The organism is Vibrio azureus (assembly GCF_002849855.1).
GTDB classification, from domain to species: Bacteria; Pseudomonadota; Gammaproteobacteria; order Enterobacterales; family Vibrionaceae; genus Vibrio; species Vibrio azureus.
The window spans coordinates 1,602,522-1,617,041 of record NZ_CP018616.1; the positions used below are offsets into that span (position 1 = coordinate 1,602,522).

Here is a 14,520-nt window from a genome sequence, read left to right on the forward strand (position 1 = left end):
TTGATTCAGAGAACTTTGAGGCCAATTACGTATACTCAAGCAAATTGCCTAAAGAAATAATAGACTTTTGAAATTTCAATTATAATGATAGGCTTGCTACGTCATAATAGAGAGAGTGTTACAATGAGTAAACTTACATCAGATACCCAAGCTAACCTTGATCTTTTCATCAGTGAATCGAAAGAAAATCAATTGGTGTGGGGATTAAGAAATGAGGAAGGTTGGCTTTCCTGTGACTCAACTGAATTCGAAAACAGCGAAGTAATGCCCTTCTGGTCAGCTAAAGAAGATGCTCAGGCACATAACGTTGAAGAGTGGGCTGATTTTGAAGTATTAGAAATACCTTTAGATATTTTTGTTGAAGACTGGCTACTGACTCTTGCCGAAGATGGCGTACTTATTGGCGCTAACTGGAATGCACAATTAGAAGGCAAAGAAGTTGAACCGCAAGATTTAGCTAAGCTATACCTCTAAAAACGCCTTTTTAAAGCCGATGGTTATAAGATGCCAATGGTTGTAAGACATAGTTAGTTATAAGGCACAGGTAGTCATAAGAACAAAGGCCCCATCATGAAATGCGGCCTTTTTTGTTCAGGTTACTTTTAATACAGACTTAATGGCTATTATGCCCCTGTGAATCATACTTCTTTCCATGCCTTGCTTGATTAAGTTCTTCTTGGGTTAACAAGTTAGCTTCTCGATAGTACCGAATGGCACCCTGATGTAATGGCGTAGACAACCCTCCAATAATCATCCCCTTTTTATCTAAAGGTTTAAGCGCAGGATGAGTATTCTTGAAATCATCAAAGTATTCAAACACCGATTTCACCATGTTATACACAACCTCTTCACTAACATCGCTTGTTGTCACTAGTGTGGCAGTCACCCCAAAGCTCGGAATATCCTTCTTCATAGAAGGGTAAACATTTTTTTTGACAACACTTGGAATAAAGTAACTGTGCGAAGCCATTAAATTATCGATTTCTTCACCTGTCACAGGAACAAGCCTTGCATCACATCCATCCAGTACAACTTCGATACGAGCACTTGGGTGCCCCATCATGTCAAGATATGCATCAATATACCCATCACATAAAGCTTGTGCTTGTTCGGTTTTTTTTATTTCTTTTAATGCCTTAAAATCGCTGCTATCCCAACCAAATGACTCCATGACCATCTCCATGTCAACACGTTCGACAGATTCCGGAAGGCCAATATTAATTGTTTTCCCCACTAAATCTTGAACCTTAAAAATGCTAGAATCTTTACCTACAATCAAATTAAAAGATTCAGTGTGTAAGGAGAATAAGGTTCTCAACTCTGTAAATGGTTCATTTCCAGAGTAAATAGAATCAGCAACATAAGCGTGATGCTTCCAGTCAGATTGAACTAAAGCAAAATCTATTTTGCCATCACGAAGCCGCTGGATATTTTCAATTGATCCTTTCGTCGATTCAATAGAACAACGAACTGAATGTTCACGTCGGTGGGTATTAATAAGTTTACATACAGAAGCCCCTGCTGGATAATAAATTCCTGTTACTCCCCCAGTGCCCATTGTGACAAACTCTTTTGCCTGTAACGATTGGCTCCAGGGCAAGGCCAGACCACATGCTGCCAATAAGAAAAACGATTTCAATTCCATGTTACGCTCTCTATTAATTAATTACATATTAAGTATATGCAATACTGAGAACTTTAAGCATAAATATGCCTAAGTAACCTTAAGGTGCATGAATCTTGAAACCGTTTGAAGCTTATTAAGAATAAGAAATGTACTTGGAAAAGACAAGTGAGCTTCCCAAGTACATATAAATTTGAAGAAAAAACTTCTAATAGACAGATAGTTGGAATTTTACTTCTGCTTATGCACTAGCGATTGCATAACAGACTCTTTGTTATTTAAGTATTCCTCAAGACCCGATTTTCTTAAGTCACACGCAGGGCAATCACCACACCCATCGCCAATGACCCCGTTGTAACACGTCAAAGTTTGTTCGCGAATCATTTGTAATGAATGGTATTGATCCGCCAGAGCCCAAGTTTCAGCTTTATTAAGCCACATCAGTGGTGTTTTAACCTCAAACTCTCGGTCCATTCCTTTAACAAGTGCAGAGTTCATTGTCTTGACAAAATCATCTCTACAATCAGGGTAACCACTAAAGTCTGTTTCACAAACACCAGTAATGACTGCTTGTGCACCGATCTGATATGCATAGATTCCAGCTAAGGTCAAAAACAGAATATTACGGCCAGGGACAAATGAATTAGGCAAACCGTTGTCTTGAAGGTCATGAGATACTGGAATATCTTCTCTAGTCAATGAGCTTATGGCTAGCTCATTCAAAAGCTCAACATTCATGATTTTGTGAGCTGCAACATTCAGTTCCTTTGCAAGTTTTTGGGCAACATCAATTTCAAGTCTGTGCCTTTGTCCATAATCAAATGTTATAGCATGTACTTCATCAAATTCCTTTAAAGCCTGAACTAAACATGTGGTTGAATCTTGTCCACCACTAAAAACAACAACGGCTTTCTTCATTTCCTTCTCCTAGCCTAAGCAATATTTAAATATTTATGTGTTTGAATTGATAAACGCCAATTACGCTCAATACAAGTATCAATACATAACTTTGTTGCACGCGGTTTTTGACTAATAGGTTGCAGAGCAATAACTGGCTGCGACGTTAAATTAGCAGAAGATAAAAGGTGGTCTAATTGTTCAATGTCTTTTTGAGTACCAACTGGGTGTTTAATTTCATTGGCTCTTCTTAATGCACTGTGTAAAACGGGAAGTTTTCCTTTCATGGCTACTTTAGGTGAGACAGTAACCCACGAAGATTCAGAAGTGGTTATCTCAGAGGTACCACTGGTCTCAATTTGACATTGGCAGCCTAATTCCTCAAAGGCATGAGTCAAAGGACGTAAATCATAGATACACGGTTCCCCACCAGTAATAACAATGTGTTGCGCGTTGAATCCTTGCTTTTTGTACTCGGCGATTATTTCATCTGCAGTAACAAAGCACCATGTTGGCGTGTCTTCTTTTTTTAATAAGATATCACCAATTTGTACTCTGTCTGTTTCTTCTGCAAACCATGTTTGCTTAGTATCACACCAAGAACATCCAACTGGACACACTTGTAATCGGACAAAAACCGCAGGCACCCCAGTAAATACCCCCTCTCCTTGGATGGTTTCAAACATCTCGTTTAACTTATACAATGTAGAACTCACTTGCTTATAAAACATCGAGAGCAGACATTAATCGAGTGCGAGCATAAGGTCAATTCAAACAAGGTATTAATTAAATAAATATACCTGACCTGAACAAAGAGAAACCGAGTGAGGGGCTCACTCGGTTTTAGTTAGAAAGGAGGAAACATTAAAGCTGTGCTTTTGCTACTCCATCCACTACTGCGACTCTTTGTTTAATTGTACTGTCTAGATCGGTTGGGTACCATACTTCAACCCATATTGAATCGGAGTGGTTAGGCAACATTATAACACTGTCAAAGGTTTGTCCTGATTTGACCGGTGATCTGATAATCTGAGAAGTATAATCAACGACTCCCTCTCTACTATCAGTATACACACTTAAATAACCTCGATTTAGCTGATTACTGGCAACCGTTAATTCAATCGCTACTTCTGATTCAGAAGAAAAATCAAAATCTTCTGGTACGACTAAGTTTTCAGTAATACCGCTTGTTACTCCAGTATCGACAACCACTGGGTCTTCCTGAGTGCTCACGGGTGGCGCAGCACTGCCTGAGCCGGAATCACCACCACCACAACCGAATAGGAAGAGTACGGCTGCACTACTGAATAATAATTTACATGCTTTCATAAATCCTCCTTATTAATCACTGGTTGTCCAAGTTTGGCTTGATTCTGGATTGAGATACCAAGTTGGTTTTGAAGAACCACCAGATACCGCCCATTCCGCAAAGTCAGGATAAGCCACACTCACATCAATATACTCAGATGGATGATTCCATATTGATGGAATGATAATACCCCATGGGAGATTACCATCTGTACGGTAGTATTTAGAGATAGAAGGGTCAGAGCGATCATCAGCTTGCTCGTAGAAAGTCGATACAAGTGTGCCACGAGAAGTCGGTGGGAAATCAGCTGTATGAATTTCTAAATCTTTACCAGGAGGTACTGTGAAAATTTCCCCATGGTAAGAGCCTTCACCTGATGCAAAAATGAATGGGTCATGACCGTCTAATGGAAGTAAAGAAGTCACGGTTGGCTCCGAACCATCATTAAATGGAAGAGACACGCTGAAGGTCATCTGTGAAGATTCAAGAGATGGATTACATGATGGGTTAGTACGGTGATAAATACACTCACCATGAATCGGAATGTCATCTAAAAGATTAACCGAAGCAACCACAACAAGATCACCACCAGGTGATGCAACAGATTTGTCTTCTCCAGTGAATGGTGAGATACCATTTCGTAACTGACCATTTTTAGTAACGCGTGACAATTGAAGGTTGACATCACTTTCAGCGAAGCCGTCTAATTTCCAAGCCAAACCATTACTGTATGATGCACCGTAGGCAGTAATCGTACCTTCAATGTCTAAACGCAACACATTGCCATCTTTGCTTATAACTTTTGTACGGTAATAGGTGACTACATCATTTAAGTCAAAGTCGCCCATTTCTGGCCAGTTATCTTCGAAAGCAGCGGTGTAGTAGTCGGAAGTTTGAATAGTCGTTTCAGGGTCAACCACATCAAATACGCGGTCCTCAACTTCACCATCACCGGCGTAACCTGTACTTGGCAAATTAGGAGATGAAGACAATCTGAAACGAGTTTGCACATTTCCTACTATGGCGTCATCACCAACACGAATAGGGATAACATTAGCCCCAGTTGTGACGTTGTAGTTTTTCAGAATTTGCTCATCAGCATCAAATGTTCCATTCATGTCCCAGTCAGCCCAAGCATGAAGGTAACCTTCGCCAACGACTTGAGCATTAATTAATGCATCAAGGCCGATTTCAAAGTTAGTTAAAGGCGTAATACCGTCATCGTCATTACCATCAACATCAAAGTCATCACCAGTCGATGTCGGATTTGGTTGACCATCAGGATCAGCATCAACCGAGCTACCTAAATAAAGGGAACTACTCAATGCGTGTTGCGGACCATCACTTGCTAGAAGAGTTTTGTAAGTATCTGGCGCATCACCGTAATCAAAGTCACTGTTTGATGTGGTTGGCGTGTCAAATCCAGCTAAATCCCAGTTACCATCAAACGCCGAGAAGATGGGGTTTGGAAAGCCAGAAGCAGATGTGGTAACAGTTTCAAACTGCAATGTAACGATTGATGTATTTTTGTAAGTAAATTTAACAGCACCGGATGTATCCGTTTCTGAGAAGTTGGTTCCTGGTCCTGTGAACAACACTGACTGACCATCGGGACTCTCTTGAGCCGTCAAGCTTGCCGCACCACTACCAAGTTGGTAGCTATAAAAGCCTTCACTTTTGAATACTCTTACCTGCTCGGATTGTACTGGTTCACCATCTATGTCATAACCAATAAACTCAAACTCAGGGATAATGTACGGTACAGAGAAGGTGCCAGATAAACCATCGGTACCATCGAAAAATTCAAAAACATAAGTTAAGCCCGCATTACCTGGTGAGTTGGTTTGATATAAAAAACCGATATCCCCAAGAGGTTGAGAGCCGCTTAATTGATTATAATTCGGCGCATGCCATAAAAATGTGGCATCACCAAAAACACTACTTGTGACTTTAGCGTCTATAGTTTTGCCATCATGCGTGCCTACCCCTACAAAATGCATGTCTGGGCCAGTAAAAACAGGCCCAGCCCAAGAAACGCTGGAATTAGTCGCTTCTAGGTGATTGGAAAAATCCAAATCTATCACGCTTGAAGCATAAATATTTGCGCTGGCCAAACTAAGTAAACACAGTGATGCCAGCTTTGTTTTAGCTATCATAACTTATCTCTCTTGTGGTTAACGTATTTGATTGTCTGCACAGAGTGGATGTTTGTGGAGATCAACGTATGTCATTTGAAGAAATCTCACATTACCAGTGTCAATAAAGCAATATTAAGGCCAATTAATATGTTTTTTAACACTTAAAGATAAGTTAATTTAATATCAATAAGTTAAATGTAATTCAGATTTTATTTTACTAAAACTCGCACAATTTAATCTTCATTATGACTTTTAAATTCTCAAAATGAGAGTACTTATGTGGCACCAGTAATATACCCCCCCGAATTCAACTGCAAGATACTTGCTTAAAAAAGTACTTGATTAAAAAGAGAACATTGTGGCAAAGGAATAAATATAGGACCTTTCTTATTTTTCAAAAAAACTGTGCAACATTAGCTATTGCTCGGCTTTTTAGCAAGCAGCATAATAATCAGCATTAATAGAGGGTAATGAACAATTAGCAAAAGCTCTGGCCAGAAATGACTGTGGGTAAGCAAAGAAGTAAGGTACATTAAAAGAAAGCTGGTACCAACAAGCACAGTAATAGACAATATCATTTTACGAAAGCTCAGTTGGAGCTCTCTACCTTTAAACGGTATTCTCAATAAAGCGGACGCCAAAAAGATCCCTAACCAAATTTTTAAAGGCGGTATAGGCCAAATGATTGTAAATATCAAGGTAATAGCCGTTAAAATTACCCATATCCCTTTTGAAGCTAATACTTTATTGACATCAAGATTTGGTTTGTCATCTAAACGATAGATATGCCATGCTATGAGACTACCTAAGAAGGCACTCACAAGGATATCCGTCATAAACAATGTGGCTAAAAAGAATTTACTGGCCATAACTAAAACGGTGACCAAAAAAGCTAACCATGTATAGCGATTGTTGCCAAACTTACCGGTTTTCTTAAAAAACAGAACTAATATGCAAAACCAAATTGTTGCGCTTAAGCTTGGTGTACTGAAACCAGAACTATGAAATAACTCTGCCATGGGAGTGTATACATGCGGCCTAGGTAAGGTAAAGGTCTGTTTCGCGATCAAAACAATAATGGAACAAACTGAAATTGCAAAGAAAACTCGATACGTAAAAGAGTGACCATATCTCCAAATAATGAAAGGAAACAAAAATAATTTTGCTGTAGGCCCTGCTAGGCTCATCAAACCAATCGCAACTAAAATAGCCCAGTCGCGGCTACTCATTGATAAAGTATTGAACCAATTTTGAAAATCACTCAACCACTTTAATTCTTTTTGCCTAACTTTAGAGGTCGACTCAATCATATCATTTGTAAATCGCAATTGGTTATCAGAAGCCATCACAAAGAAATCTCTAACTTGTTTCCATTCCAGAGGAAAACGATACGAGGCAGAATCTACCCCATACGGATCGATAAACATTGCTGATGCACTGTATGAACCGTAGTCTGGTGCAAACCATATTGGGAATTCATGCCCACCAAAGTTATTTGTGGCATAGAAAGCAAGTAGTTCACTTTTTGGTAAACAATCGAAAAATATAATATTATTAAATCGACCAAGCTCTTTGTCAGCTTTAACCACTAAACCAGTTTCTTCCCAAACTTGTCTTTCTGCCGCTGCTCTATAGCTTTCACCAATGTTGTAGTGCCCTCCTGGGACTGAGAGCTTATTCGTCAAAACTTCATGCGTTACAACAAGCTTGTTATCCGCTCTTATGATACAGTTTACCGCATCAACTTTTTCTTGTGCAGATGCCTGACTAACCATAAAGTCACTCAACAAGAGAAAAACAAAAAGTATGATGTAAGAACATGGCTTTAACACAAGCTAGACCTTTAAATATGTAAAAATTAATTTTGGACTTAGATAAAAATAGGTTTCATATCGAGACTTAGAAAAAATATTGGGAATATACAATTTGATACAGGCACGCCTCATTATCAGCCCTCTTCCTTATTTATATTACTTTCTAGTAACGACTTTTTTAAATTTAGTATATTTTTTGATTACATACATAAATTAATACTGTGGATTACCTTATCTGGCCCCACTTTTAACTTGTATACCCAAGTAACCTCAAGATGCTACGTTCAGCGAGATGACCTTAGCTCTCAGGCGCGGCAACGATTCGAAGATATAGTGGCTCTACATTGAGAATCGTTTACAAATTCTGAGAGTTAAGGCCACTTGTGTATAGCATAAATCGTTTTTTAACGAGACGACCTACTAGTCTGGACTTTAAGCAGAAACAGTTTCATTTCTTTGTTGTTTATATTTATAGAATTACCCAACGAGATCGCATATGAAGTTAATCATTTAGACTTGTTTGATACTGGCTTCCTGAGCCAGTGAATATGGTGCATAAAGCCTTGTTCATTATAAAATGAGCGTGCCGTTTGATTGAAATGCCAAACCTCCACAAAAATTTGCTCCACGCCATAATCGATAAAAGTAGATTCTATTTTTTTGATAAGTGCTTTAGCTATACCTTTCTTTCTGTAATAGGGAACAACATAAAGTTCGTCAACACTCCCCATCATAATGGGCTGACTCACAGTAGAAGAAAGCTCACAAAAATGTCCCGTAATAAAGCCAACTATTTTTTGTTCCATTGTTGCTTTGTACACTAAGCATTCTGGGTTATCTAAGTAACGAGCAACACTTTTTTCTTGCTCTATATCTTCAGGGGATTTAAACAACCCCGGCTCTTTTATATGATGCTCATGATGCAATTCGAACATCATGTCATTCAGTGACTCTAAATCATCTGCCTTTGCAGGGGTAATAATAAACTCAGACATTATTACAAATCCAAACTAAACATCCATGCATTATATACCTAAATCACCTCAAGATGCTTGATTCACAACGAGATCACTATGTAGAATTTAAAGTAGACAACAAAACAGAACAATACTCTACTTCCTATGCCTTCAAGAATATTGTTTATTAAAATCAATAAGCTGGCCAGATAACACAAAACAGACTTTTTAAAAGTTGCCCTACCGACAGTAACTTTCACCACCCCCACTAAAAGTGTGCAAAAATCAACAAGACTCTAACTCTACCCTTAAAAAAAACTCCAATGTCAGATTCACGCTTGCCAACTGTTAACAATTTAAAAAATAAAAATCTATTTTAAACGGCTTATTCAGGATAAAAAACCAATAAATATTTCTTAAATAAAACAATCCTATATTTATCATTTAATTACAAAGAAGATAATATTGACGATCAACTTGACAAAAACAACGACAAATTACACAGAACTGACAGAGACCAACACAAGTTTTACATCATGATACCCAAGTTACAGTATGTGCTGTGTTCAACGAGACGACTTTCATCTTAGGATAACTTGGACATAAAATTGTCAGGGATAAACACTACCCCTGCCATCAGCCTTCTTGCACTGCGACTCATTGTGACTTTTTCAACCTCCCATTTATCACTTTCTTTAATCACCTCAGCTCCAACAGTCAAACTTCCAGAGGGATGACCGAAAGTAATCGGTCCCTGATGTTCACCATTGAAAACTTGATGCACTATGGTGCCCGGTACACATGCAGCTGAAGCAATCGCAACAGCTGCTGTTCCCATCATAGCGTGATGAAGCTTCCCCATAGAAAGAGCACGTGCATTAAAATTTATCTCATGTTTCTCAAACCATTTTCCACAAGACGAACGATAAGCTTTAGGTTTAGAAACCAATACAAGCTTTGGAGTATGTTGACGCACTTGAGCCTCTTCCAGCGATGAAATCAGCCCCATTTTGATCGCCCCATACGCGCGAATCAGCTCAAGCTGTTCCAAGGCGGACTCATCCCTATTGATATCATCTTGTAATTCCGTTCCTTCATAACCCACAGCGCTCGACTCGATAAAGACGGTAGGGATGCCTGAAGAAATAAAAGTGGCATTAAAATGTCCAACATTAGGCACAATAAGTTCGTCGACAATACGGCCTGTCGGAAAAATCCCACTTTCGTTGATGGTAGGCGACATGAAGTCTATTGGAATTTCGGCAGATGGAAACGTCACTCCATCTAATTGGAAATTGCCACTTTCTTGCACGTGTCCATCAACAACGGGAACATGCACAACAATGGTTTTATTGATATTAGCTTGCCATACTCGGACTTTTACAACACCGTTCGATGGTATCCTTTCTTTAGAAATGAGTCCTGAATGCAAGGCAAATGGACCGACTGCAGCAGAAAGATTGCCACAATTACCACTCCAATCCACTAAAGGTTCATCGATAGAAACTTGGCCAAAGAGATAGTCTATATCGTGATCCACACTGTTACTTTTTGAAATGATCACGACTTTACTTGTGCTTGATGTAGCACCGCCCATACCATCAATCTGCTTACCATAATGATCAGGGCTGCCAATCACTCTTCTTAAAAGTCTGTCTCTATACTCACCGGCAACCTGCGCTTCTTTGGGTAAATCACATAAGCGAAAGAATACTCCTTTGCTTGTACCACCTCGCATATAAGTCGCTGGAATGGCGATTTGACCATTTATTGTACTCTTCATCTCATTCACCTTAGTCGTGAGCCAAAAAATCTTGAGCAAAGCGCTGTAATACACCACCTGATTTATAGACGAGTACTTCATCTTCTGTATCCAGCCTGCAAATAACGGGAATGTCTATCACTTCATGACTTGTCCGAGTTATTCTCAAGGTTAATTCGGCTTTGGGGGTAATATCACCAATAACGTCATATTGCTCACCCCCATCTAAGCCCAATACTAAGCGATCAGTGCCTTCATAAAACTGTAAAGGTAAGACTCCCATTCCAACTAAGTTCGTTCGATGGATCCTTTCAAAACCCTCAGCGACAATCGCTTCCACTCCCGCTAACCGAACACCTTTGGCTGCCCAATCTCTCGACGAGCCTTGACCATAATCCGCTCCAGCAATAATGATAAGTGGCTGCTGTCGTTCCATGTAAGTTTCAATCGCTTCCCACATCCTCATCACTTTGCCATCAGGTTCGACTCGGGCTAAAGAACCTTGGACAGGTTTTCCATCTTGCTTGATCATTTCATTGAATAGCTTAGGGTTTGCGAAAGTAGCCCGCTGTGCTGTTAAATGGTCTCCTCGATGGGTTGCATAAGAGTTAAAGTCTTCTTCAGGCACGCCCATTCGAGTAAGATACTCACCAGCAGCACTGCTTGCTAATATCGCGTTAGATGGGGATAAATGATCGGTGGTGATGTTATCGCCTAGTATGGCCAATGGACGCATGCCTGTAAGCTCTCTTGGCTTTGATAAAGCTCCTTCCCAATAAGGAGGACGCCGAATATAAGTACTCTTTGGGCGCCATTGGTAAAGTGGAGGGCTGAGTTTGTCCTGTTCCGAAAGTTTAAACATTTGAATATACACTTGATTAAACTGTTCAGGCTTAACAAATTGCTCCACGACGGCGTCAATTTCTGCATCTGTTGGCCACAATTCACTGAGATAAATCGGTTTCCCAGCTTTATCGACCCCTAAAGGGTCACGTTCTATATCAAAACGAATCGTCCCTGCTAATGCATAGGCCACAACTAATGGTGGGGAGGCTAAAAAGGCTTGTTTAGCATAAGGGTGAATTCGACCATCGAAATTACGGTTACCCGATAATACCGCTGTTGTGTATAAATCCCGCCGAATCACTTCTTGTTGGATATCGTCATCTAACGCGCCACTCATTCCGTTACATGTCGTACATGCATAAGCAACGATACCAAAACCTAATTGTTCAAGTTCTGTTAATAGACCAGCTTCTTCTAAGTATAATCGTGCGACTTTGGATCCGGGTGCAAATGAGGACTTGACCCAAGGTTTTCGGTTCAATCCCAATTGGTTCGCTTTTTGTGCTAAAAGCCCCGCTGCAACCACGTTTCTAGGGTTACTTGTATTCGTACAGGAGGTAATCGCTGCAATGATCACTGCACCATCTGGTAATTCACCTTCTCGCTGCTGCCAATCGCCGGCAATCCCTCTTTGAGTCAACTCTGTCGTTGGCAGACGACGATGAGGATTGGATGGGCCAGCCATATTCCGTTCTACACTCGATAAATCAAAATGTAATTGCCGCTCGTATACAACATTTTCAAGCGCATCAGCCCACAGGCCCGTTTGCTTGGCATAGCTCTCAACTAGAGCGATTTGCTCAACATCTCGACCAGTCAATCTTAAATATTCAATCGTCTGCTCATCGATGAAAAACATTCCAGCTGTTGCGCCATATTCTGGTGTCATATTCGAAATGGTTGCACGATCACCAATGGTTAAAGAGCGGGCACCTTCACCAAAAAACTCTAAATAGGAAGACACGACACCCTCCTGACGCAGAAACTCAGTGATCGCTAAAACAATGTCGGTTGCGGTAATGCCAGGCTGACGCTTACCCTCCAATTTTACCCCAACAATATCAGGTAATCTCATCATAGACGGGCGACCAAGCATCACGGTTTCTGCCTCAAGTCCTCCAACTCCGATGGCTAAGACTCCCAAAGAATCGACATGCGGTGTATGGCTGTCCGTACCTACACAAGTATCCGGATATGCAATTCCATCTTTCACTTGTACTACTGGAGACATCTTTTCCAAGTTAATTTGGTGCATGATGCCATTACCTGCCGGTATCACACTGACATTTTCAAAAGCACTCTTACACCACTCTATAAAATGAAACCTATCCTCGTTGCGGCGTTCTTCTATGGCCCTGTTTCTTTCAAATGCATCCGCTTCAAAACCCGCGTGCTCAACGGCTAATGAGTGATCAACGATCAACTGAGTTTCAACGACAGGGTTCACTCTAGAGGGATCGCCCCCCTGCTCTGCAATGGCATCTCTTAAGCCAGCTAAATCAACTAATGCAGTCTGTCCTAAAATGTCATGACACACCACTCGGGCAGGGTACCATGGGAAGTCGAGGTCGCTCTTACGTTCAATTAATTGCTCGAGACTGTCGTGTAAGGCATTGGGATGACAGCGTCGTACTAACTGTTCGGCTAAGACTCGTGCTGTGTAAGGCATTTGCTCATAAGAGCCCGCCTTAATGGCATTAACGGCTTCACGAGCATCAAAGTATTCTAACGAGGTTCCGGGTAGGCGTTTACGATATTGAGAGTTTATACGGCAGGTCTGGTTCATTATACGGATTCCATTCTGTCTTTCACTACCTCTTGAGTAGGACGCGCTGCATGTTATTACTGAGTAGCCCAGTCTTGGAGTTTCTTGGGGATAAAACGTTTCTGAAAAGTAACGCCTTTTCAGTCATACCGAAAAGGCGTAAATTCTAGCGCTGGTCAATAGGTACCCAATCTTGATGTTCAGGCCCTGTATAATCAGCACTTGGTCTAATAATCCGATTATTGGCTCGCTGCTCGAATACATGCGCAGCCCAACCCGTTAAGCGACTCATAACAAAAATAGGAGTAAATAATTTAGTTGGAATGTCCATAAAGTGATAGGCAGAAGCATGGAAAAAGTCCGCATTACAAAACAGCCCTTTTTCACGCTTCATTACTGACTCAACACGTTCAGATACCGCATAAAGAGATGTATCACCAACTTCTTTGGACAGCGCTTCAGACCAAGATTTGATCAAAGCGTTTCTCGGATCACTTTCGCGATAAATAGCATGACCAAACCCCATAATTTTATCTTTATTGGCAAGCATTTGCATAATGTTTGCTTCTGCTTCATCGGGTGTCTGCCAATCTTGTATCATTGCCATCGCAGCTTCATTTGCTCCACCGTGTAATGGGCCCCGAAGAGTCCCAATTGCAGCGGTTATACATGAATGAATATCAGATAACGTTGAAGCACATACTCTGGCTGAAAAAGTTGAGGCATTAAACTCATGTTCTGCATATAAAATCAGTGAACAGTGCATGACTTTTTTGTGGGTCTCTGTCGGAGATTTGTCTGTCAGTAACTTTAAGAAGTATCCACCAAGGCTGTCTTCCGTTCTGTCACGAGTTTTTATTCTTAAACCGTGATGACTGAAACGATACCAGTAACAAATAATGGCAGGGAATAACGCAAGCATTCTTTCTGTTGCGTGAAGCTGCTGCTCAAAACTTTCTTCTTGTTCAAAGTTCCCCAAAATAGAGCACCCTGTTCGCATTACATCCATAGGATGCGCATCGGCAGGAATTAACTCTAACGCTTCCTTAAGTGCTCCGGGTAATCCTCTGAGTGAAATCAAATGCGTTTTGTAGTCATCGAGTTCTTGTCTATTCGGTAAGTGACCACGTAACAAAAGATGGGCAACTTCTTCAAATTCTGCATGAGTGGCTAAGTCGGTAATATCATAGCCACGGTAAGTAAGACCTGTGCCAGTTTTGCCAACTGTGCATAACGAGGTTACCCCTGCACTTTGACCGCGTAATCCAGCACCACCCAATTCCTTTTTTTTATCGACAGCTTGAGACATTCTGAACTCCTTATATGCCCAGCTTACCTTCACCTTCAAATAGTTAGTATCCAGTTTCAGGGCTGTGTTATTTAGTTTCTATCTTTTGTCATCTTTAACT

At 40.6% G+C, this 14,520-nt stretch carries 11 protein-coding genes; 1 reads left to right on the top strand and 10 read right to left on the bottom strand.

The window, feature by feature from the left end:
* Positions 1-123: 123 nt before the first annotated feature.
* A complete protein-coding gene (locus tag BS333_RS07275; RefSeq protein ID WP_021711753.1) occupies positions 124-474 on the top strand; it encodes a DUF2750 domain-containing protein in 351 nt (116 codons plus the stop codon).
* 139 nt (positions 475-613) lie between these two features.
* Here BS333_RS07275 and BS333_RS07280 read toward each other — a convergent pair whose 3' ends face one another.
* The 10 genes from BS333_RS07280 to prpC all read right to left on the bottom strand — a co-directional run bounded on the left by BS333_RS07280 (position 614) and on the right by prpC (position 14,420).
* Positions 614-1,645 (bottom strand): TAXI family TRAP transporter solute-binding subunit, encoded by a 1,032-nt coding sequence (locus tag BS333_RS07280; protein ID WP_021711754.1) that lies wholly within the window; start codon positions 1,643-1,645, stop codon positions 614-616.
* A 210-nt stretch (positions 1,646-1,855) separates the two neighbouring features.
* A complete protein-coding gene (queC, locus tag BS333_RS07285) occupies positions 1,856-2,542 on the bottom strand; it encodes a 7-cyano-7-deazaguanine synthase QueC (RefSeq protein ID WP_021711755.1) in 687 nt (228 codons plus the stop codon).
* A 14-nt stretch (positions 2,543-2,556) separates the two neighbouring features.
* Positions 2,557-3,207: a 7-carboxy-7-deazaguanine synthase QueE gene (gene queE / locus BS333_RS07290; protein ID WP_033004509.1), complete on the bottom strand. Its 651-nt coding sequence runs from the start codon at positions 3,205-3,207 to the stop codon at positions 2,557-2,559.
* A 178-nt stretch (positions 3,208-3,385) separates the two neighbouring features.
* Positions 3,386-3,850: a hypothetical protein gene (locus tag BS333_RS07295; protein ID WP_021711757.1), complete on the bottom strand. Its 465-nt coding sequence runs from the start codon at positions 3,848-3,850 to the stop codon at positions 3,386-3,388.
* A 12-nt stretch (positions 3,851-3,862) separates the two neighbouring features.
* Positions 3,863-5,986, bottom strand: a complete 2,124-nt coding sequence (locus BS333_RS07300) for an LruC domain-containing protein (RefSeq protein ID WP_021711758.1) — start codon at positions 5,984-5,986, stop codon at positions 3,863-3,865.
* A 395-nt stretch (positions 5,987-6,381) separates the two neighbouring features.
* The gene (locus BS333_RS07305; RefSeq protein ID WP_021711759.1) at positions 6,382-7,743 is read right to left on the bottom strand and encodes a bifunctional NUDIX hydrolase/phosphatase PAP2 family protein; all 1,362 of its coding nucleotides are present in this window, start codon (positions 7,741-7,743) and stop codon (positions 6,382-6,384) included.
* Between the two features lie 545 nt (positions 7,744-8,288).
* Positions 8,289-8,777, bottom strand: coding sequence for a GNAT family N-acetyltransferase (locus BS333_RS07310; protein ID WP_021711808.1), 489 nt, complete (start codon positions 8,775-8,777; stop codon positions 8,289-8,291).
* Between the two features lie 547 nt (positions 8,778-9,324).
* Complete coding sequence (gene prpF, locus BS333_RS07315) at positions 9,325-10,521, bottom strand: 2-methylaconitate cis-trans isomerase PrpF (protein ID WP_021711807.1); 1,197 nt, start codon at positions 10,519-10,521, stop codon at positions 9,325-9,327.
* A 10-nt stretch (positions 10,522-10,531) separates the two neighbouring features.
* Positions 10,532-13,132: a Fe/S-dependent 2-methylisocitrate dehydratase AcnD gene (gene acnD, locus BS333_RS07320; protein WP_021711806.1), complete on the bottom strand. Its 2,601-nt coding sequence runs from the start codon at positions 13,130-13,132 to the stop codon at positions 10,532-10,534.
* 145 nt (positions 13,133-13,277) lie between these two features.
* Positions 13,278-14,420, bottom strand: a complete 1,143-nt coding sequence (prpC, locus tag BS333_RS07325; protein ID WP_021711805.1) for a bifunctional 2-methylcitrate synthase/citrate synthase — start codon at positions 14,418-14,420, stop codon at positions 13,278-13,280.
* Positions 14,421-14,520: the final 100 nt, after the last annotated feature.